Source organism: Xanthobacter sp. DMC47 (assembly GCF_056313845.1).
In genome coordinates this window covers 186,335-207,777 of record NZ_JBQUZM010000007.1, presented here as the reverse complement: position 1 = coordinate 207,777, position 21,443 = coordinate 186,335, and the positions used below count along the sequence as shown (strand labels likewise).

The window sequence follows — 21,443 nt, the reverse complement described above, 5'->3', positions numbered from 1 at the left end:
GGACGTGGTGGACTTGCCGATGCCACCCTTGCCGTAAAACGCGATCTGTCGCAGCGAAGCCATCTTGCTCTCCTTCGAACCTTCAAAACGAGGATTCGGTGGTCTCCGGACCGGTGCGCAGGACGCGGATCTGTCCGGGGACGTTGCACTCAGGCGCGGATGCGGACGGGGCCCTTCCGGAGCCCACCAGCCAGCAGCCTGGCGCCTGACAGGGGAGTAGCAACGACTGTGCCAGCGATTTTCAGGCGATTTTTTCTTTTTATAACAACTACTTACAGAAACACGTCGGGCATGTTCAAAACCCGACACACGGGTTTTGCGGCTGACACGCCAGTTTAGGGCTGTTTGAAACAGGACACTCCCGAGCCGGCGATCCGGCCTGTCGAAACCCGACAATGGCTGGTCCCGCCGACCTGTCGCGTTTTCGACCCTCCTGTTCGACATGGCATCGGGCGACGCAAAACGGGCCGGCGATGCCGGCCCGTTGCTGTCCATCAAACAGAGGTCTCGCTCCGGCGTCAGCCGATCAGCTCCTGCGCCTTGCTCAGCGCCGCGACGAAGCGGTCCACTTCCTCGCGGGTGTTGTAGAGGCCGAACGAGGCGCGGCAGGTGGCGGCGACGCCGAACCGCTCCAGCAGCGGCATGGCGCAGTGGGTACCCGCGCGCACGGCGATGCCGTCATTGTCGATCAGCGTCGCAAAGTCATGGGCATGGGCACCGGCGATCTCGAACGAGATGATGGCGCCCTTCTCCTTGGCCGTGCCGATGATGCGAACCGAGTTCAGCTCGCCGAGCCGCTCCTGCGCATAGCGGCACAACTCATTCTCATGGGCGCGGATGCGCGCCTTGCCGATGGACTGGATATAGTCCAGCGCGGCACCGAGACCCGCTGCCTGGACGATGGCCGGCGTGCCCGCCTCGAACCGGTGGGGCGGGTCGCCGTAGGTGACCGAATCCTGCCGGACCACCCGGATCATCTCTCCGCCGCCGTTGAAGGGCGGCATGGCCTGAAGATGCTCATACTTGCCGTAGAGCGCGCCGATGCCCGTGGGGCCATACAGCTTGTGGCCGGTGATGATGTAGAAGTCGCAGTCGATGTCCTGCACATCCACGTCGAGATGGACCGCGCCCTGCGAGCCGTCTACCAGCACGGGGATGCCGCGCGCGTGGGCGATCTTCACCACCTCTTTCACCGGCACGGTGGTGCCGAGCACGTTCGACATCTGGGTGATGGCGACGAGCTTGGTGCGGTCCGTGAGCAGCTTCTCGAATTCGTCGAGGAGGAAGTTGCCCTCGTCGTCCACCGGCGCCCACTTCAGGACCGCGCCCTGGTTTTCGCGCAGGAAATGCCACGGCACGATGTTGGCGTGGTGCTCCATGATGGAGAGGACGATTTCGTCGCCCTCCTGGATGCGGGCCTTGCCGAAGGTGGCGGCGACGAGGTTGATCGCCTCCGTCGCGCTGCGGGTGAAGATGATCTCTTCCGGCCGCGCGGCATTGAGGAAGCGCTGCACCGCGTGACGGCCGCCCTCGTAGGCTTCGGTCGCGGCATTGGCGAGATAGTGCAAGCCGCGATGCACGTTGGCGTATTCGGAGGTGTAGACCTGCTGGATGCGGTCGAGCACCGCCTTAGGCTTCTGGGCCGAGGCGCCGTTGTCGAGATAGACCAGCGGCTTGCCGTTGACCTTGAGGTCGAGGATCGGAAAATCCTCGCGCACGCGCATCACATCGTAGGAGCCGTTCGAGACCGCGGGGTGAAGAGCGGTCATGTTTCACTCCCGTCCCAGCAGCCAGGCGCGCGTCGCCTCGGCGAGGGCGGTGCGGATGCCCTCCTCGCCGATGGCGTCGATCACCTCGCCGACGAAGGCCTGGATGAGGAGCGCCTCGGCCTCCTTGGCGGGAATGCCGCGGGCCATGAGGTAGAACTTGATCTGCTGGTCGAGCGTGCCGGTGGTGCAGCCGTGGCCGCACTGCACGTCGTCGGCGAAGATCTCCAGCTCGGGCTTGTTGCAGGATTCCGCCGTCTCGGTCAGCAGCAGCGCGCGGCTGAGCATGCGCGCATCGGTCTTCTGGGCCGCCTGGCGCACGGCGATCTTGCCCTGGAAGATGTCCTGCGAGGCGCCGTCCAGCACCGCGCGGAAGGATTCGCGGCTCTCGCCGGCCAGCGCCGCATGATCGACGGAGAGCATCGTGTCGGCGTGCTGCTTGCCCGCGAGCAGGCTCACGCCGCCCATGTGCGCCTTCACGTTCTCGCCCGCGAGATGCACGAGGAGCTGGTTGCGCACCACGGCGCCGCCGGTGGTGAAGAAGGTGTTGGAGAAGGTCGCGTCGGCCTCCACCTTCGCCAGCATCGTGGCGAGATGCACGGCGTCGCTGCCCTCGGTCGTCACCTTGATGCGCTCGAAGGACGCACCAGCGCCGACCACCAGCTCAAGGGCCGTATTGACCTGATAGGCGATGCCCGCAGGCCCCTCGTGGCTCTCCACCAGGGTGAGCCTGGCGCCATCTTCCACCACCACCAGCGAGCGGGTGAAGGCGGCGACCGGCGTCTCCGCCGTGGTCACGAACACCAACTCCACCGGCCGCGCGATCGACGCGCCGGCGGTCACGTGCACCACCACGCCGTCGCCCATGAGCGCGGTGTTGAGGGCGAGGACGGCATCCGACGAGGCGACGGTGCGGCCGAGATGGATCGCCGGAAGGCCCGCAGGATCGGCCAGAGCATCGGCCATGGAGGTGATGGCGAGGCCGGCCTCCAGATCTGCGAGGTCGGACAGCTCCGGCACGAAAGCGCCGTTCACCACCACGAGACGGCGGAAGCCGAGCGTGGAGAACAGGCTGCCTGCAGCCACCGCCTTCGCCTTGGCATCCGCGTCCGGCAGCGGCGCCAGCGGCTTCGCATCGCGCATCAGCGCGCGCAGGTCGGTATATTTCCAGCTTTCCACCCGGCGGTGCGGCAGGCCGGCATCCGCGAAAGTGTCGAAAGCCGCGGTCCGCTGGGCTGCGACTTCAGGTCCGCCCGGCAGGCTGGCGCGCACGGCGGCGAAGGTCTCGGCCAGCGCCAGTTCGGCGCCGGTCTTCATGGGACGGACGATTGCCGGGGCTGCCGTGGCCATCACGCCGCCTCGCTCTGGTACTGGGCGTAGCCAGTGGCTTCCAGCTCCAGCGCCAGTTCCTTGCCGCCGGTGTGGACGATGCGGCCGGCGTTGAACACGTGCACCACGTCCGGCACGATATAGTCGAGCAGGCGCTGATAGTGGGTGATGACCAGCATGGAGCGCTCGGGCGAGCGCAGGGCGTTCACGCCGTTGGAGACCACCTTGAGCGCGTCGATGTCGAGGCCGGAATCCGCCTCGTCCAGCACGCAGAAATAGGGCTCCAGCAGCATCATCTGCAGGGTCTCGTTGCGCTTCTTCTCGCCACCGGAGAAACCGACATTCACCGGGCGCTTCAGCATCTCGGTGTCGATGCCGAGCTGCTTGCCCAGCTCGCGCACCTTGCGCACCAGCTCGGGGGAGGTCAGCTCCACCTCGCCGCGCTTCTTGCGCTGGCTGTTCACCGCCGTGTGCAGGAACGCCATGTTGGAGACGCCGGGGATTTCCAGCGGATACTGGAAGCAGAGGAACAGGCCCTGCGCGGCGCGCTCGTCGGGCGACAGATCGAGCAGGTTCACGCCCCGGAAGATGACCTCGCCCCCGGTGATCTCGTAGCCCGGCTTGCCGGAGAGAACGTAGGAGAGGGTGGACTTGCCGGCGCCGTTCGGCCCCATGATGGCGTGGACCTCACCGGGATTGATGGTGAGGTTCATCCCGTTGATGATCTTGCGCCCCCCAGCGATCTCGGCATGGAGGTCCTTGATTTCGAGAAGGGGAGCCATGGTGAAGATCCTCTGGTTATTGTTGCCCGGCGACGCGATCTGAAAAGGGATGGAAGGCGTCAGCCGACGCTGCCTTCCAGGCTGATGGAAATGAGCTTCTGCGCCTCGACGGCGAACTCCATGGGAAGCTGCTGGAGCACATCGCGAACGAAGCCGTTCACCACGAGCGCCACGGCATCTTCCTGCGAGAGGCCGCGCTGCATGCAGTAGAACAGCATGTCTTCCGAGATCTTCGAGGTGGTCGCCTCGTGCTCGAACTGCGCCGTGGGGTTCTTCGCCTCGATGTACGGCACGGTGTGCGCACCGCACAGGTCGCCAATGAGAAGCGAGTCGCAGTTCGTGAAATTTCGCGCTCCGGCCGCCTTGCGATGAGCCGACACCAGCCCGCGATAGGTGTTGTTGGACTTGCCGGCCGAAATGCCCTTGGAGATGATCCGGCTCGTGGTGTTCTTGCCGAGATGGATCATCTTGGTGCCGGAATCCACCTGCTGGCGGCCGTTGGAAATGGCGATGGAGTAGAACTCGCCGGAAGAGCCTTCGCCGCGCAGCACGCAGCTCGGATACTTCCAGGTGATGGCCGAGCCGGTTTCCACCTGCGTCCAGGAAATCTTGGAATTCTTGCCGCGGCAGTCGCCGCGCTTGGTCACGAAATTGTAGATGCCGCCCTTCCCTTCGGCATCGCCGGGGTACCAGTTCTGGACGGTGGAATACTTGATCTCGGCGTCATCGAGGGCGACCAGTTCCACCACGGCGGCGTGCAGCTGGTTCTCGTCGCGCATGGGCGCGGTGCAGCCTTCGAGATAGGAAACGTACGAGCCCTTGTCGGCGATGATGAGGGTGCGCTCGAACTGGCCCGTATTCTTCTCGTTGATGCGGAAGTAGGTGCTGAGTTCCATCGGGCAGCGCACGCCCGGCGGGATGTAAACGAAGGATCCGTCCGAGAACACCGCCTGGTTCAGCGTTGCGTAGTAATTGTCAGTCGCCGGCACCACGCTGCCCAGATACTGCTTCACCAGATCCGGATGCTCGCGCAGGGCCTCCGAGATGGGCATGAAGATCACGCCGGCGGCCTTCAGCTCCTCCTTGAAGGTGGTGGCCACCGAGACGCTGTCGAACACCGCGTCCACCGCGATCTTCGGCCGCTCGCCCTCGGGAATTTCCACGCCCGCCAGGATTTCCTGCTCGCGCAGCGGGATGCCCAGCTTCTCGTAAGTCTTCAGGATTTCCGGATCGACCTCATCGAGGGACTTCGGCGCCTTGAACTTCTTGGGCTGAGAATAATAGTAGAGGTCCTGATAATCGATGGGCGGGTAGCTGACGCGCGCCCACTCCGGCTCCTGCATGGTGAGCCAGCGGGCATAGGCGTCGAGGCGCCACTGCAGCATCCACTCCGGCTCTTCCTTCTTGGCCGAGATGAAGCGGATGACCTCTTCCGAAAGGCCCTTCGGCGCCTTTTCGGATTCGATCTGCGTCTCGAATCCGTATTTGTACTGGTCGACGTCGATGGAGCGAACCTGTTCGACTGTGTCCTGTACGGCCGCCATCGGGCCCTCCGTTCAACTGTCAGGCTGCGGCGCCGGGCGCCGCGCGCGGGGGTGGGGAGCGGAGCCCGAACGGCTCCGATCTCGTATCAGTGGAGGGAATACCCGCCGGGACCAGCAGGGATGGCTCCGAGCGGAGCCGATCGTGCCGACATCCCCACCGCGGCGCCGCCGGGCATCATGCCGGAACGCAGGTATTCTCCACCGGGCAAACCACGGCGCACTGGGGCTTGTCGAAATGCCCCTCGCACTCCGTGCACTTCTTGGGGTCGATCACATACATGTCCCGCTTGAGGCTGATGGCAGCATTCGGGCATTCGAACTCGCAGGCACCGCAAACGGTGCACTGGGACGCGACGATCTTGTAGGCCATGGGCTAGCTCCGCACTGTGCAGATTGGCAGGCGCAGACCCTCTTTCAAGCACCGTGCCATCGGGCAAATGATTGATTTTTAATTGTTATTCTTTCTGTTCGAAGACCTGCCCCGCTGTCGTTCACCCGACACGGTGTCGCAAGTGCGACAGCCCGACAGCCTCGCCCGGTTCGCCCCGCCTGATCGCCGGGGAATGGCAGCGGGCACAAAAAAGCCCTCCCCGCGGTGCGGAGAGGGCCGAACGTCGGTTGAGATGCCAAAGGCCGCTGACGGCGACCCAGGCGGATCAGAAGCGCTTGATTTCGATGTCGTGCTTCTTCAGGGCGTAGCCGATCTGGCGGGGCGTGAGGCCGAGAAGGCGCGCGGCCTTGGCCTGCACCCAGCCGGCGCGCTCCATGGCGTCCACCAGCCGCTCTCGCTCGGACAAGTCCTCATCCGGGATCGCGGCGCGCACCGGCACCGCCGGCGCCGGCGCAGGAACCGGAACGGTCAGCGGCGGCAGGCGCGGCACGGTGTTGGAATTGGCCGCCTCGCCGCTGATCGGGGAAAGCGGCGGCATCACCGGCAGGGGAATGTCCATCGGGCGGCGCGTCTGCGGAGCATCGGCCGGGCTGCGCCACAGAAGCGCCGACAGGCATTCGTTGTGACGGCAGGCGAAATCGTCGCCGACGATGTTGCCGCCCTGCGCGAGGGTCGCCGTCCGCTGCACGCAATTCTCCAGCTCGCGCACATTGCCGGGGAAGCCGCAGCCCATCAGCACGTCCATGGCGTCCTGATTGAAGTGCAGGTCGCGGCCGTTTTCGCGATTGAAGCGGTCGAGGAACTCGTTGGCCAGGAGCGGGATGTCGCCGCGCCGGTCGCGCAAAGAGGGCACGATCACCGGGATGACGCTGATGCGGTAGTATAGATCGGCACGGAACTCGTTCTTCGCCACCGCCTCTTCGAGGTTCTTGTTGGTGGCGGCGACGACGCGCACATTCACCTTCAGGGTGTGGCTGCCGCCGACCCGCTCGAATTCCTGCTCCTGCAGCACACGCAGCAGCTTCGCCTGGAAGGCGGGGGAAATCTCGCCGATCTCGTCGAGGAAGAGCGTGCCCTTGTCAGCCAGCTCGAAGCGGCCCTTGCGCGCGCCCACCGCACCGGTGAAGGCGCCCTTCTCATGACCGAACAGCTCGGATTCCAGAACGGATTCGGGCAGCGCGGCGCAGTTGAGCTTGATGAACGGCCCCTTGGCGCGGGGCGAAAGCTCATGGATCGCCTTGGCGATCAGTTCCTTGCCGGTACCCGATTCGCCGCGCAGCAACACCGGCGAATGGGACTTGGCGACGATCATGATCTTGTCGAGCAGGCCGCGGATCTCGCGGCTGTCGCCGATGATGCCATCCACATAGACGCGCTTGCGCTCGCGGCCGGCGTTCGACGGCTTCAGCTCCGACAATTCCTTCTGCAGGCGGCCGCTTTCCGCCATCAGCCGCTCGCGGTCACGCGAGACGACGCGATGAAGCTGGACCGTCTGGCCGATGAGGTTCGCCACCATGGTGAGGAAACGCACATCCGAATCGAGCCGGAAGACGGAGCGGCCGTCCCACACGCGGTCGATGGTCAGCGTTCCGATCACCCGGGAAGCGACGCGGATCGGCACGCCGATGAAGGACACGCGGGTGTCCTCGCTGGCGCCGAGCGCCTGCGCGTCGGCCTCGCTGAAGGCCGGGTGGGAGGCGACATTCTCAGCAATCAGCGGCACGGCGGTCGCGATCACCTGACCGATGGCCTTTTCCGGCAGACGCGCGCGATAACGCGCATCGGTGCCTTCGTTCCAACCGCCGCCGACCGTGATGTCGGGAATGCCGTCATCTTCCAGCAGCGAAATCACGCCATGGCGCATCTGCATGAAGGACGACAGAAGATTAACAACGCTGGAAAGCGTGGTCTCGAGGCGATTCGGGGCCGTCAGAATCTTCGAGATCTCGTAGATCCCGGTCAGAGCCACGTCGCTCAGTGAAACGAGGGGCACATGAGATCGAGGCTGCTCGCGCTCGATTTGCAACGCTTCCTGATGAACCATGGTGCTCTCTCCATCACCCCAGGCACCGTCCCCACCCATTTTGTATGATTAGCGACACTTTGATTTAGTTTCATTCGCATGTCGTGCCCAAGGTGAGGGCAAGATTTGATGCTTGTTTGGGCACGCCCCCGGCAATTGTCGCATTTGCTGCGACAACTTGGCCATTTCCGGCGTCCGCTTCGCCTTGGATTGTCTGAGAAGGGACGAATTGGCCACGTCGCCGGCAAAAAGATTTCGCGGCGCGAAATCATGCCGCCTCTACTTGCCGCAACTTTCCGCAGACTGCCTTTCGCAGTGCAGCGTGGCCCGCCACCCACGACCCGCCACCGCGCTCACGCCTGCGCGATCGGCGCCCCTGTAAACAGGGCCAGGCGGGCGGCGGCGGTGTCCGGGCGCTCGGCCCGCAACAGGTCGGTCATCTCCGGCGCGGCCAGGGGCCGGAAAAAGAGGAAGCCCTGCGCCAGCTCGCAGCCGTTGTCGCGCAGGAAGCGGGCTTGGCCGGCAGTCTCGAGGCCTTCGGCCACCACCCGCATGCCGAGCTTGCGGCCCAGCTCGATCACTGCACAGACGATGGCGGTGTCGAAGGCGTCGCGCTCGATGTCTTTCACAAAGCTCTGGTCGATCTTGATGGTGTCGATGGGCAATTGCTTGAGATGGATGAGGCCGGCGTAGCCGGTGCCGAAATCATCCAGCGCGACGCGCACGCCGGCGCGGTTCAGTTCGTCGAGGATCGGCGCCACGTGGTCGGAGCTGCGCCCGAGGAAGACGGTCTCGGTGATCTCCACGTCGAAATGCGACGGCTCGACGCCCGCGGCGTGGAACTGGCGCAACAGGGTGGGCGCGAGGTCGCGGTTGGTGAACTGGGCGGGCGCGAGGTTGATGGCGACACGCCCGCAGTCGTAGCCAAGCTCGATCCAACCGCGAACGTCGCTCGCCACCCGGCGCACCATGCGCTCGCCGATCAGCACCGCGAGTTCGGGGTCCGACAGCGCAGCCTCGAAGGCGGAGGGCGAGAGGATGCTGTGCGGCGAGCGCCGCCAGCGCACCAGCGCCTCCACCCCGGCGAGGCGCCCCGTGGTGAGGGAAACCTTGGGCTGGTAGTAGGGCACGATCTCGTCGTCGGCGAGGGCGCCGATCATGGCCCGGTTCAGCGCCACCCGTTCCAGCACGGCCTGGCGCATGGCCGGGGCATAGACGACCACGCGGTTACGCCCCTGCTGCTTGGCGGCATAGAGCGCGAGGTCGGCGTCCTTCATCAGCTCGCCGTAGCTACAATCATGCTCGGGACAGGCGGCGATGCCGATGCTGGCCCGCGTGGAGAAATGCCGGCCCGCATGCAGCAGCGGCCGGCGCAGCTCGGCGAGGACGCTCTGGGCCAGGCGGCGGCCGAGCCCGACCGGGTCCGGCCCCTCGACGGCGCAGACGAACTCGTCGCCTCCGAGCCGCGCGATCAGCGCCGGCTGGTCGATGAGGGCGTCGAGCCGGTGCGCCGTCTCCATGAGCACGGCGTCGCCCGCATCGTGGCCCAGGGTGTCGTTGACGTCCTTGAGTCCGTCGAGGTCCATTAGCAGCACGCAGATGCCCTGCCCCGGCTTGCGGCGGGCGAGCGCGGCCTCCAGTCCCTCGTGGAAGGCGGCACGGTTGGGCAGGCCGGTCAGGGCATCGTGGCTTGCCGCATAGCGCGCCTGGCGTTCTGCGGCGCGGCGGTCGGTGACGTCCACCAGCGCGGCGACGAGATTGGGCGCGGGGCCGGAGGGCGTCACCGCGGCTGCCAGCACGACCTGCCGCTCCTCGCCGTCGGCGAGCGTCACCGTGGTTTCAAACTCGGTGGCGATGCCATCGCGGCGCAGGCGATCACGAAGGGAGTGGGCATCCTTGCCACCGAGCGCCGCGTCGCACAGGCCCCCGCCGTCGGGCAGGTCGAGCGTCCCGCCGTAGAAGCGGCGCGCGGCCTCGTTGGACTTGATGTGCCGGCCGTCGTCCAGTCGCGCGACGACCAGCGGAATCGGCACCGCCTGGAACGTATTCTCCAGGATGTCCTCGCTGGCCCGGAGTTTCTCGTTGGCCTCGCGCTCGGCACGCACCACCGACCAGAAGCGCCGCTCCGTCCGGTTGGCGCGGGCCGCGATGAGGGCCAGCATGGTATTGAGGACCGCCACCGCGAGGGCGAGGCCCACGCCCATCTGCCAGCCCGTCGAACGGTCGAGATAGCCGAAGAGCAGCAGCGCACTGGCCCCGAACCCGCCGGACACAAGCCAGCCGAACGGGATGGGCACCGCCAGGTAGAAGACCGTTGGCAGCAGCATCACCACGAACAGGGCAAGGTCGCTGTGCGAACTCACCAGCACCGCAATGGCTGCCGATATGCCCCAGAGCCACACGAGGTAGATGGCGGTCATCCGCCCCGGCGTCGTCGCTATCTGCACCGCCACCAGGCAGAACAGCGACAACGCGACGACCGCGAAACGCGCGCTGACCGCCACCACGAAATGCGCGGTTCCGGCGAATCGCCAGTCGCTCATCAGGAACAAGGCATTGAGGATGACCGAGGCGGCGAACAGGAAACGCCCGTGGCGCCGCGCCTCTTCGAGGCAGGCGACCCTAAATTGCTGCTCCACGGCCCCGTCGACGAACTCGCCGCCGAATGCGCGAAGACGAACGTCTTCCGCGCCTCCAGCTCCGTCCGAGTTTCCGACCTGGCCCGTGATACCTCTCATGTGACGGATTCTAATGGCCAGTTCCGCGCGGCGCCAGCACGCGGCACGGGCGAACGGGGCGTAATCGTACCGCCGGCCACGATTTTCTTCGCACGTTCTTTACGGCCCCATGGCTCGACAGGCCGAAGGTGCCGGAAATGTAATTTCGGGTAGCGATACATCCGGAAACTACTCTGGGCTGCAGAATTACGATTCGCACCCGTCGCGCTCCCGATCCAGCTCGCAGGCCGGGCGCGTTGCATGGCGGCCACGGCGTGCTGTACTGCGACAGGACGACGCCAATGGAGCCGCAGATGCTGAAGGACAAGCGCATCCTCCTCCTCATCGGAGGGGGCATTGCCGCATACAAGTGCCTCGATCTGGTGCGCCGCCTGAAGGAGCGCGGCGCCACGGTCCGCGCCATCATGACCGAGGCGGCCGGGCGATTCGTGACGCCGCTTTCGGTGGGCGCGATCACCGGCGAACGGGTGTTCACCGACCTGTTCGATCTCACCGCCGAGCACGATATCGGCCACATCCGCCTCTCGCGGGAGGCGGACCTCCTCGTGGTGGCGCCGGCCACCGCCGACCTGCTCGCCCGCATGGCGCACGGCCTTGCCGACGACCTCGCCGCCACCTGCCTGCTCGCCACCGACAAGCCGGTGCTTGTGGCCCCGGCCATGAATCCGCGCATGTGGGCGCACCCCGCAACACGCCGGAACGTGGCCCAGTTGAGGGCCGACGGCATCTCGGTGGTGGGCCCCAATTCGGGCGCCATGGCCGAGCGGGACGAGTTTGGCGAGGGCCGCATGGCGGAGCCGATGGAGATCCTCGCCGCCATCGAAGCTCATTTCGGCGAAGGCGCGTCCCGGCGGCTCGCCGGCCGCCGGATCCTCGTCACCTCGGGCCCGACCCATGAGCCCATCGACCCGGTGCGCTATATCGCCAACCGCTCCTCGGGCAAGCAGGGCCATGCGATCGCCGCCGCGGCCCGCGCCGCCGGAGCCGAGGTCGTGCTGGTCTCCGGCCCGGCCGAAGTTCCGGATCCTACGGGCGTGCGGGTGATCCACGTGGAGAGCGCCCGCGACATGCTGGCGGCGGTGGAAGAGAATCTGCCCGTGGACGCCGCCGTCTTCGCCGCGGCAGTCGCCGACTGGCGGGTGGCCGACGCTTCGGAGCAGAAGATCAAGAAGGACGGTGGCGGCGCGCCCACCCTGACGCTGGTGGAGAATCCCGACATCCTCGCCTCGGTCTCGCGCCACCACACCCTGCGTCCGCGCCTGGTGGTCGGTTTTGCGGCGGAAACCGAGCAGGTGGTGGCGCATGCGCGGGACAAGCGCGTGCGCAAGGGCTGCGACTGGATCGTCGCCAATGACGTGTCCCCCGCCACCGGCATCATGGGCGGCGACAGCAACACCGTGCACCTCGTCACCGCCGCCGGCGTGGAGGATTGGCCCTCGGCCACCAAGGCCGAGGTCGCCCGCCACCTCGTCACCCGCATCGCCGACGAACTCTCGGGAACCCATCCGTGACACCGCCCCCTGTGAAGATTCAGCGCCTGCCCCATGCCGCCGGCTTGCCTTTGCCCGCTTACGCGACCCCCGGCGCCGCCGGCATGGACCTCGCCTGCGCCCTGCCGGCCGACGCGCCGCTTGTGCTGGCGCCGGGCGACCGCGCCGCCATCCCCACCGGCTTCGCCGTCGCCTTGCCGGACGGCTACGAGGCGCAGGTGAGGCCGCGTTCGGGCCTCGCCAAGAACCACGGGGTCACGGTGTTGAATGCCCCGGGCACCGTGGATTGCGATTACCGGGGTGAGATCGCCGTCCTGCTCGTCAACCATGGGCGTGAGAGCGTGGAAATCAGCCGGGGCATGCGGATCGCGCAGATCGTGGTGGCGCCCGTGGTTCAAATAATGCTGGAAGAAATCGGAGAATTGAGCCAAACTGCACGCGGTTCCGGTGGTTTTGGATCAACAGGCCTCGGTTCCACGTGATTTAGCCGTCGGTGGACGGCAGGGAGCAACCTCGCCTTTCGAGAAGCCCGTCCTTAAAGGAAGCCGTTCCTCCGATGCCGCGCCTTTCCGACAAGAGCCTCCTCGCCATCGCCGCCGTGGTGGATGTGGCCGTCCACGCCCGCGGCGCGCCGGTTGCCGCCAAGGCCCTGGCCGCCCGCCACGGACTTCCCCCCCGCCGGCTGGAGCCGGTGCTGCAGGCCCTCGTCCATGCCGGCGTCCTGAAGGGCGTGCGCGGCCCGCGCGGCGGCTACGAGCTGGCGCGGGAACGCCGCCGGGTGTCCGTGGCCGAGATCGTGCGGGTGGTCGAGGGCGCCGAGGAGGAGAAGGAGATCATCCTGCCGCCGCTGGTGACGGAAGTGGTGCAGCCGGCCGTGGCCGCGGCCGAGGACACGTTCGACACCGCCCTCGATGGCGTGACGCTGGAAGACCTCTGCCGCGCCGCCGACGACAAGGGCCACGGCTCCGAGCACGAGAGGATCGACTTCGCCATCTGACACCGGCCTCCGGCCGGACCGCCGATCCGGGATCGACCCGGAGGCAGAAAAGAGGTCTATTTCAGCGCGCGAGAGTTCCCCTTCGGGGAAGAGCGCTCCCCGCCTTCGAGGATCATCCCCGACCAAGCTGCCCGAAGCTGCGCCGGCGCACCCGGACCCCACGGCCCGCCCGCAGCGCACGAGACGAGACAAGAAGGAGATCGCCCATGGCACAACCTGCCGCCAAGATCGTGTCCTCCGCCCCCCTCGTGGGCCGGGGTCGGGTCTATGATTCCATCACCGAGACCATCGGCAACACGCCGCTGGTGCGGCTCAAGCGGCTGCCCGAACTGCGCGGAGCCAAGGCGGACATCCTCGCCAAGCTCGAATTCTTCAACCCCATCAACAGCGTGAAGGACCGCATCGGCGTCGCCATGATCGACGCGATGGAACAGGCCGGCGTGCTCGATGCCGACACGGTTCTCGTGGAGCCGACCTCGGGCAACACCGGCATCGCCCTCGCCTTCGTCGCGGCCGCCCGGGGCTACCGGCTCATCCTGGTTATGCCCGAGAGCATGTCCATCGAGCGCCGCAAGATGCTCACCCTGCTCGGCGCCGAGCTGGTGCTGACCCCCGCCAACCTCGGCATGAAGGGCGCCGTGGCGCGCGCCGAGCAGATCATCGCCGAGACGCCGAAGGCGGTGATGCCCCAGCAGTTCAAGAACAAGGCGAACCCCGAGGTGCACCGCCGCACCACGGCCGAGGAGATCTGGAACGACACCAACGGCAAGGTGGACGCCGTGGTGGCCGGCGTCGGCACCGGCGGCACCATCACCGGCATCGGCCAGGTGCTGAAGCCCCGCAAGGCCTCGCTCAAGATGATCGCGGTGGAGCCGGAGGATTCCCCGGTGCTCTCCGGCGGCCCTCCCGGCCCCCACAAGATCCAGGGCATCGGCGCTGGCTTCGTGCCGGAGGTGCTCGACCGCTCGATCATCGACGAGGTGGTGACGGTGGGCAACCAGACCGCCTTCGACACCGCCCGCGCCCTCGCTCGCTACGAAGGCATTCCCGGCGGCATCTCCTCCGGCGCCGCCGTGGCGGCCGCGCTGGAACTGGCGGCGCGGGAGGACATGGCCGGCAAGACCATCGTCGCCATCGTCCCCTCGTTCGCCGAGCGCTACCTCTCCACCGCGCTGTTCGAAGGCCTCTGAGCCTCTGCCCGCGCCCCGGCACCGGCCAGGGCGCGGGCGAAAACTGCTTTCTGCCCAAGCCGCTGGAGCCGCAGCAGCGCGGCATGGCGCGCCGGGTCATAGCCGGTGCCTCCGGCCCGCGCCGCCTTTCGGGCATGACGCAGGGCGCGGGCGATGCCCGCCGGCCCCTCGCAGAACACCTCGAGCCCTCGCATCAACCGCCCCACCTGCGCATCGGCCGCCTCCGCCGCGAAGGCGTGCGCCCGCCTGTCCTTCCCATCTGCACCACCCATGCCGGTTCCTCCAGATCCCGGCCGATGCTGGAGCGGCGCGGGAGACAGGAGGATAAATTCCTATTTCGCGAGCTTGGGCATGCCTCGCGACAAGTGGCATATATTGCTGTTTCTATTGAATTTTCTGTCGGTGAGATACAAACGGTGGTTGCACGCTCTATCCGCCTCCTCTTGCAAGAGCGGATGATTGATGTAGGAATTTTTACCTACAGTGAGCGTTTCCCATGAGCCCCTTGCCCGCCGCCGCCCCCTCGGCCTCCCGCCCTTCCGCCTCTGTCCACGCCTCGCGCGGGTATCCCCGGCCCGGGCTGAAACCCTGCTGCCATCTGGCCGTCGCAATGGCTGCGGCCGATGCCGGAATGACCGTGGAAGCCTTGCTGGCGCACAAACGCTCGACCGCACCTGTCGCCCTCGCGCGGCAGCTCGCCATGTACCTCGCCCACGTGGGGCTGGGGCTGCCGCAGGCGGCGGTGGCGGCGGCCTTCGGCCGGGATCGCTCGACGGTCGCCCATGCCTGCCGGCGCATCGAGGAATTGCGGGATGCCGTGGCCTTCGATCAGAAGGTCGGCCGGCTGGAATCCTGTCTGCGCTGGGCGGCGGAGGCGTGACATGGCCACCTCCGGACCGGCACACGAATCGCCCGTAAAATCAAAGCCTTCCAGCCAAGGGCGGCGACGGCCGGCGGCGGACGCGCCGGGCTTCAATCCGGCGGAAAGCCCCCTCGCTTGGCTGGCGCGGCGGCAGGGCAAGGACGGCCGCGCCATGGTGGATGCGGCCCAGTTGCAGGCGGGGGAACGGCTGAGAGCTGATTTCACCCGGGCCAATCTGACGCCCCGCGTCACCAGCCGCTGGAGCGAGGTGTCGGGGGCCGGCACGCCGGAAGCCTTCACAGACATGGTGCTGGCGGCCAAGCTCCGGGTCACCCGCGCGCTCACGGCGGTGGGGCCGGAATTGTCCGGCGTTCTGCTGGACGTCTGCTGCTTTCTCAAGGGGTTGGAGACGGTGGAGCGGGAGCGGGGATGGCCGGCGCGCACCGCCAAGGTGGTGCTCTGCCTCGCCCTCGACCGCCTCGCCGCCCATTACGGCCTCTCCGCCGCTGCGACTGGACGCAACCGGGCGCCGACCCGCGCCTGGCAGGCGCCCGAGGCAGTGGAAGCCGAATCGCAGTCAGGACAATGACTTGGCTGTCTCGCAAATAATCTGGAAGGCGGCGGCCACGTCGCCTTCCGTGGTCTCCATCGCCCCCGCCTGGAAGCGGATAGCGAGATGCCCGTCGATCCGGGTGGGGGTGAGATAGAGGGCGCCGCCGTCGTTGATGGCGGTCAGGATCGCCAGCATGTGGGCGTCGAGGTCGCGCCCGTCGCCGGGGTCGTGGCGGAAGGTGAAGAGGGAGAGCACCGGCGTGCTCGCGAGCGAGAAGCCGGGCTCCTGCGCCAGCCGCGCGGCCAGCCCCTGCGACCAGCGCACATGGTTGCGCATCATCTCCCGAAGACCGTTAAGTCCATGCGCCCGCAGGACAAACCAAAGCTTCAGCGCGCGGAAGCGGCGGCCGAGCTGGAGCGTCCATTCGCTGTAGTTGGTGATGTCGTCGTGGCCGTGGGTCTTCAGATATTCCGGCTGGATGGACAGGGTGCGCAGGTGGTCGTCCACGCTCCTGATGTAATGGGCAGAGCAATCGAACTGCACGCCCAGCCATTTGTGCGGATTGAGCACGATGCTGTCCGCCGCTTCCACCCCCGCCCACAAATCCCGGAACTCGGGGCAGATCATCGCCGTGCCGGCCCAGGCGGCATCGACATGAACGAACAGGCCATGCCGGTGCGCGATTCGGATGAGTTCAGGTGCCGAATCCATGGCGCCGGTGCCGGTTCCACCGATGCACAGCACGAGTCCGGCCGGCCGGTGCCCGGCGGCGCGGTCGGCGGCGATGGCGGCCTCCAGAGCGGCCGGGTCCATGCCCCGCAGCGGCCCCGCCGTCGGTATCCGGATGAGGTTGTCATGGCCGATGCCCGACACCCACGCCGCCCGGTCGATGGAGGTATGAACTTCCGCTGAGGCATAGACCCGCAGCCGCTCCCGCCCCGACAGGCCGGTGGCATTGCCGGTGAAGCCGAGTGCCCGCTCCCGCATGGTGAGGAAGGCACAGAGGGTGGCGGAGGAGGCGGAATCCTGGATCACCCCCGTGAAATCCGCCGGCAGGCCCACCGCCTGGCGCAGCCAGTCCAGCACCACGCCTTCCAGCTCGGTGGCGGCGGGCGAGGTCTGCCACAGCAGGCACTGCGCGCCCATGGCCGAGGAGAGCATCTCCGCGATCACGCTGGCGGGGCTGGCGTTTGCGGGGAAGTAGGCGAAGAAGCGCGGGTGCTGCCAATGGGTCATGCCCGGCACGATGATGCGGCGGAAATCCTCGAACAGCGCATCCATAGGCTCTGCCTCTTCCGGCGGGCTTTCCGGAAGCTGGGCCGCGATCTCGCCGGGCTTCGTGCGGGCGCGGACGGGCTGATCCCGCAGCGTCTCGCGATAGTCCGCCGCGAAGGTTGCCGCCTCGTGCGCCCAGTGGCGGAAGGTGTCCCCGTCCATCTTCGGTCCTCGTCACTACCCGAGGGGGGACATAGCCGACTTCACCGCGGTGGCAAACGCGACAGCTTGGGCGGGACGGCTTGCCCTCCCGCCTTCGTGTCCGCCGCCGGCCCTTCGCCATGCTAGTGTCTCTGGGGAAAGGGCTTTCCCCGGAGGCTCCGGCGCACTAAGACGGCGCGAAAGCTCCGGATGCAGGCGGCCCGCCGCCCGTCGCCGCAGAGCCCGAGAAGACCACAGACACGACCACAAGACGCGCCCGAATGCGCACGGCGCGACGCAAGAACGAGGCCCGCGAGGATATGCCCCAATACCGCTCCCGCACGTCCACCCACGGCCGCAACATGGCCGGCGCCCGCGGCCTGTGGCGCGCCACCGGCATGAAGGACGGCGATTTCGGCAAGCCGATCATCGCGGTGGTGAACTCCTTCACCCAGTTCGTGCCGGGCCACGTCCACCTGAAGGACCTCGGCCAGCTGGTGGCGCGCGAGATCGAGAAGGCCGGCGGCGTCGCCAAGGAATTCAACACCATCGCGGTGGATGACGGCATCGCCATGGGCCACGACGGGATGCTCTATTCGTTGCCGTCGCGCGAGATCATCGCCGACAGCGTGGAATATATGGTCAACGCGCACTGCGCGGACGCCATGGTCTGCATCTCCAATTGCGACAAGATCACCCCCGGCATGCTGATGGCCGCCATGCGCCTCAACATCCCGGCCGTGTTCGTCTCCGGCGGCCCCATGGAGGCCGGCAAGGTGCTGCTCTCCACCGGCGAGCGGAAGGTGGACCTCATCGACGCCATGATCTCGGCCGCCGACGACAAGGTGTCGGACGCCGACGTGACGGTGATGGAGCGCTCCGCGTGCCCCACCTGCGGCTCCTGCTCCGGCATGTTCACCGCCAATTCCATGAACTGCCTCACCGAGGCGCTGGGCCTCGCGCTGCCGGGCAACGGCTCGGTGCTCGCCACCCACGCCGACCGCGAGCGGCTGTTCGTGGAGGCCGGCCACCTCATCGTGGACCTCGCCCGCCGCTATTACGAGCAGGACGATGCCGGCGTGCTGCCGCGCGCCGTGGCCTCGTTCAAGGCGTTCGAGAACGCCATGACGCTCGATATCTCCATGGGCGGATCCACCAACACGGTGCTGCACCTGCTGGCCGCCGCCAACGAGGGCGAAGTGCCCTTCACCATGGCCGACATCGACCGTCTGTCGCGCAAGGTGCCGGTGCTGTGCAAGGTCGCGCCGGCGGTGGCCAACATCCACATGGAGGACGTGCATCGCGCCGGTGGCATCATGGCCATCCTCGGCGAGCTGGATCGCGGCGGCCTCATCCACACCGACCTCCCCACCGTCCACGCACCGACCATGGCTGACGCGCTGGACCGCTGGGACGTGAAGCGCACCAAGAGCGAGAGCGTCGCCACCTTCTACCGCGCCGCCCCCGGCGGGGTGCCCACCCAGGTGGCGTTCAGCCAGTCCCGCCGCTACGACGACCTCGACCTCGACCGCGAAGCCGGCGTCATCCGCGACGTGGAGCACGCCTATTCCAAGGACGGCGGCCTCGCCGTGCTCTACGGCAACATCGCGCTGGACGGCTGCATCGTGAAGACGGCGGGCGTGGACGCTTCCAACCTCACCTTCACCGGCAAGGCCCGCATCTTCGAGAGCCAGGACGCGGCGGTGGAGGCCATTCTCTCCACCGGGCGCATCCAGCCCGGCGACGTGGTGCTGATCCGCTATGAGGGACCGCGCGGCGGGCCGGGCATGCAGGAGATGCTCTACCCGACCTCCTATCTGAAGTCGAAGGGCCTCGGGAAGCTCTGCGCCCTCGTCACCGACGGGCGCTTCTCGGGCGGCTCCTCGGGCCTGTCCATCGGCCACGTCTCGCCGGAAGCGGCGGAAGGTGGCGCCATCGGCCTCGTGGACGAGGGCGACACCATCGAGATCGACATCCCGAACCGCATCATCCGCGTGGCGGTGTCGGACGAGGTGCTGGCCGAGCGCCGCGCGAAGATGGAAGCCAAGGGCGCCGCCGCCTGGAAGCCCGAGAACCGCAAGCGCGTCGTCTCCCAGGCGCTCCAGGCCTACGCGGCGCTCACCACCTCCGCCGCCCGCGGCGCGGTGCGCGACGTGAACAGCATCCGGCGCTGAGCGTTCGTCGCAACCGCCGCCGCCCTCCGGCTTGACCGGGGGCCCATCCAGCGGCTGCGACAAAACCTTGGAGCGCGGGGGCAAACATCACGATGGGTCCTCCGGTCAAGCGGAGGACGCAACGGCCGTCTCACCGGCAGGTGAGGCGGCCGTTGTCGTTGGCGATGTCACGGCCGGGGCTGCACCAGGAGACGGCGGTGGTGGCTTCCGACCAGCGGCCGTTGCGGTCCTGGCAGGAGGCCTTCAGCCACCCGGCCACCACGCGGATCTCGCGGCAGCTCGCCATGTAGGAGCCGGGCGGGGGACGGTCGCTGAAGCCCGACGAGCCGCCGCGCGAGCAACGCAGGTCGCTGTTGTCGTTATAGATGTCCGCCCCCTGCAGGCACTGGGAGAGCTGGAGCGGCACCGAAGTGCGGAAGGTGCCGCCGCGGTCCTGGCACATGGCGCGCAGGAAGCCGCCGCTCACGCTCACGTCCCGGCAGGTGGAGCGATAGGAACCGTAGGGCACCGGCGTGGTGTTCCAGCCGGAGCCGGACGACGCGGTGGAGGAGGCGCAGCGCAGGATGCCGTCGTCATTCACCACCTCCCGATTGCTGCACCAGGAGAGATAGAGCGAGGAGGCGAGCCACGCGCCACGGCGGCTGAGGCAGGTGCCGCGCAGGGTGCCGGAGTCGAGCGACACGTCCCGGCAGGTCTCCTGGTAGGAGCCGGGCGGGGGATAGTCCCCGGCGTGCTGGGAGGTGAAGGAGCGGCAGGCGAGCCGACCCTCCACATTGGCGATGTCGGCGCCCAGCGGGCAGCCGGTGAGGGAGAGGCCCGCCTCGCGCCAGTTGCCCCAGCCGTCGCGGCAGGTGGCGGAGAGCCAGCTGCCTTCCAGCCTCAGGTCGCGGCAGGAAGAGGTGTAGGAGCCGGCCGGCGGGCGCTGCACCACCGGCGGCGGAGCCGGCGGCTGGGGCCGCGGCGGCGGCGACGGGGCGAGCGTACCGTAGAGCGATCCCGGCGCAGGCATCTCCTTGCAGATGAGCTGGCCGTTGCGGTTGGCGATGTCGCCGTCGCAGGAGGGGAAATCATCAAGGCGCGAGACCACCCATTCCCCCGCGCGGGTGGCGCAGAAGGCGGCGAGATCGCGCCCCCAGCGGACCTGCACCTGACGGCAGCTCTCCAGATAGCTGCCCTGCGGCACGCCTTGCTGCGCCGTCGCCGGGGCCGCGGTGAAGGTGGCGGCCACGGCGATCACGCCGGCGAGACCCCTGAGCGCTGCACGGAACGTCATGCCGGAGCCTCCCGAATCGGCATCGAAGTACCACAGGAGGCATAGCAGGAATCGACGACACTTTCCGCTACGGCACAAAAGAAAAGGGGCGCCGCAGCGCCCCTTCCCCGTTCAGGCCACTCCGCTCAGAAGCAGGCGAGATTGCCGTTCTGGTTGGAGATGTCGCGGTAGTTGCGGCAATTGTTCATGTTGAGCGCGGTGGGGTTCCACGAGCCGTTCACGCGCTGGCACTGGGCGCGCAGCACGCCGCCGAGGCCCATGGTGATGCCGCGGCAGGTGCGCATGTAGGAGCCCGGAGGCGGCTGAAGCTGCTGGCGGGTGCGGCACCACAGCTGGCCGTTCTGGTTGGAGATGTCGGTTCCGGGCTGGCAGGTCAGCGTGTTCAGAACGGAGGGCTGGAAGTTGCCGGCGCGGGTGCGGCAGAAGGCGCTCAGCACGCCGTTGCGGAACTCCACGCGGGTGCAGCTCTGGCGATAGGAGCCGGGCGGGCCGAAGCCGGGGTTCGGCGGGATGGGACCGGGGCCAGGACCGGGACCAGGACCAGGACCAGGACCCGGGCGGCGCTGGCACCACAGCTGGCCGTCCTGGTTGGAAATGTCGCCCCGGCAGGACGGGAAGTCGTTGAGCCGCGTCACCACCCACTGGCCGTTGCGGGTGGCGCAGAAGGCGGCGAGGTTGACGCCTTCGCGCACCTGCGCGTCACGGCAGGACCGCAGATAGCTGCCGGGCGGCACCGACCGCGCCTCGGCCGCCGTGCCGGCCATCAGGCCGAGCGCCAGAATGAGGCCCGCAAGGCGCAGGCCTGTCGCCAAAAACGAACGCATGTTTTCCCCCCAGGCTTTCGTTACGTCGAAACCGCGCCGCTTCTAGCACGGCCCAGGTCCGGGCGCAGCATCGACACGGGCCGGCCGCTTC

The 21,443-nt window shown here is 67.6% G+C and carries 18 protein-coding genes and 1 pseudogene; 7 read left to right on the top strand and 12 right to left on the bottom strand.

Annotated elements, in window-relative coordinates; genetic code table 11:
* From ACT54R_RS24545 to ACT54R_RS24510, 8 genes and pseudogenes are all read right to left on the bottom strand, one after another.
* Positions 1-63: pseudogene (locus ACT54R_RS24545) on the bottom strand (AAA family ATPase); the annotation flags it as partial.
* Between the two features lie 455 nt (positions 64-518).
* Complete coding sequence (locus ACT54R_RS24540) at positions 519-1,769, bottom strand: cysteine desulfurase (protein WP_476331373.1); 1,251 nt, start codon at positions 1,767-1,769, stop codon at positions 519-521.
* Between the two features lie 3 nt (positions 1,770-1,772).
* Positions 1,773-3,116: a Fe-S cluster assembly protein SufD gene (gene sufD, locus ACT54R_RS24535; protein ID WP_476331370.1), complete on the bottom strand. Its 1,344-nt coding sequence runs from the start codon at positions 3,114-3,116 to the stop codon at positions 1,773-1,775.
* Positions 3,116-3,877, bottom strand: coding sequence for a Fe-S cluster assembly ATPase SufC (sufC, locus tag ACT54R_RS24530; protein ID WP_168457244.1), 762 nt, complete (start codon positions 3,875-3,877; stop codon positions 3,116-3,118). The genes sufD and sufC overlap by 1 nt, the downstream gene beginning before the upstream one ends.
* A gap of 59 nt (positions 3,878-3,936) precedes the next feature.
* A complete protein-coding gene (gene sufB, locus ACT54R_RS24525; protein ID WP_168457243.1) occupies positions 3,937-5,421 on the bottom strand; it encodes a Fe-S cluster assembly protein SufB in 1,485 nt (494 codons plus the stop codon).
* 175 nt (positions 5,422-5,596) lie between these two features.
* Positions 5,597-5,791, bottom strand: a complete 195-nt coding sequence (locus tag ACT54R_RS24520) for a 4Fe-4S binding protein (protein WP_029555939.1) — start codon at positions 5,789-5,791, stop codon at positions 5,597-5,599.
* 286 nt (positions 5,792-6,077) lie between these two features.
* A complete protein-coding gene (gene nifA / locus ACT54R_RS24515) occupies positions 6,078-7,856 on the bottom strand; it encodes a nif-specific transcriptional activator NifA (RefSeq protein ID WP_476331367.1) in 1,779 nt (592 codons plus the stop codon).
* A 332-nt stretch (positions 7,857-8,188) separates the two neighbouring features.
* The gene (locus tag ACT54R_RS24510) at positions 8,189-10,573 is read right to left on the bottom strand and encodes a putative bifunctional diguanylate cyclase/phosphodiesterase (RefSeq protein ID WP_476331364.1); all 2,385 of its coding nucleotides are present in this window, start codon (positions 10,571-10,573) and stop codon (positions 8,189-8,191) included.
* Positions 10,574-10,866: 293 nt separating this feature from the next.
* Between ACT54R_RS24510 and coaBC the strand changes: the two genes are divergently transcribed.
* From coaBC to cysK, 4 genes are all read left to right on the top strand, one after another.
* Entirely contained in the window at positions 10,867-12,084 is a 1,218-nt protein-coding gene (gene coaBC, locus ACT54R_RS24505) for a bifunctional phosphopantothenoylcysteine decarboxylase/phosphopantothenate--cysteine ligase CoaBC (RefSeq protein ID WP_476331403.1), read from the top strand.
* On the top strand, positions 12,081-12,545 hold the full coding sequence (gene dut, locus ACT54R_RS24500) for a dUTP diphosphatase (protein ID WP_476331361.1): 465 nt from the start codon (positions 12,081-12,083) through the stop codon (positions 12,543-12,545). The genes coaBC and dut overlap by 4 nt, the downstream gene beginning before the upstream one ends.
* Positions 12,546-12,619: 74 nt before the next feature.
* Positions 12,620-13,060, top strand: coding sequence for an RrF2 family transcriptional regulator (locus ACT54R_RS24495; protein WP_024281083.1), 441 nt, complete (start codon positions 12,620-12,622; stop codon positions 13,058-13,060).
* Between the two features lie 206 nt (positions 13,061-13,266).
* The gene (cysK, locus tag ACT54R_RS24490; RefSeq protein ID WP_476331359.1) at positions 13,267-14,250 is read left to right on the top strand and encodes a cysteine synthase A; all 984 of its coding nucleotides are present in this window, start codon (positions 13,267-13,269) and stop codon (positions 14,248-14,250) included.
* Here the strand turns inward: cysK and ACT54R_RS24485 are convergent.
* A complete protein-coding gene (locus ACT54R_RS24485; RefSeq protein WP_476331356.1) occupies positions 14,217-14,522 on the bottom strand; it encodes a hypothetical protein in 306 nt (101 codons plus the stop codon). The genes cysK and ACT54R_RS24485 overlap by 34 nt on opposite strands.
* A gap of 224 nt (positions 14,523-14,746) precedes the next feature.
* Between ACT54R_RS24485 and ACT54R_RS24480 the strand changes: the two genes are divergently transcribed.
* Together ACT54R_RS24480 and ACT54R_RS24475 are read left to right on the top strand one after the other, a co-directional pair.
* Entirely contained in the window at positions 14,747-15,130 is a 384-nt protein-coding gene (locus ACT54R_RS24480) for a helix-turn-helix domain-containing protein (RefSeq protein ID WP_476331353.1), read from the top strand.
* A gap of 1 nt (position 15,131) precedes the next feature.
* Entirely contained in the window at positions 15,132-15,701 is a 570-nt protein-coding gene (locus ACT54R_RS24475; protein ID WP_476331350.1) for a DUF6456 domain-containing protein, read from the top strand.
* On the opposite strand, the gene ACT54R_RS24470 is transcribed toward ACT54R_RS24475, so the two are convergent.
* Positions 15,690-17,102: a pyridoxal phosphate-dependent decarboxylase family protein gene (locus tag ACT54R_RS24470; protein WP_476331347.1), complete on the bottom strand. Its 1,413-nt coding sequence runs from the start codon at positions 17,100-17,102 to the stop codon at positions 15,690-15,692. The two genes, ACT54R_RS24475 and ACT54R_RS24470, sit on opposite strands and share 12 nt — an antisense overlap.
* A 299-nt stretch (positions 17,103-17,401) precedes the next feature.
* Here ACT54R_RS24470 and ilvD point away from each other — a divergent pair, with 299 nt between their 5' ends.
* Positions 17,402-19,255 (top strand): dihydroxy-acid dehydratase, encoded by a 1,854-nt coding sequence (gene ilvD, locus ACT54R_RS24465; RefSeq protein WP_168457235.1) that lies wholly within the window; start codon positions 17,402-17,404, stop codon positions 19,253-19,255.
* Between the two features lie 130 nt (positions 19,256-19,385).
* On the opposite strand, the gene ACT54R_RS24460 is transcribed toward ilvD, so the two are convergent.
* Both ACT54R_RS24460 and ACT54R_RS24455 read right to left on the bottom strand, forming a co-directional pair.
* Complete coding sequence (locus ACT54R_RS24460) at positions 19,386-20,528, bottom strand: CVNH domain-containing protein (RefSeq protein ID WP_476331344.1); 1,143 nt, start codon at positions 20,526-20,528, stop codon at positions 19,386-19,388.
* Between the two features lie 125 nt (positions 20,529-20,653).
* Positions 20,654-21,352 carry a CVNH domain-containing protein gene (locus ACT54R_RS24455; protein ID WP_476331341.1) on the bottom strand — a complete coding sequence of 233 codons (699 nt, stop codon included), beginning with the start codon at positions 21,350-21,352 and terminating at the stop codon, positions 20,654-20,656.
* Between the last annotated feature and the right edge of the window lie 91 nt (positions 21,353-21,443).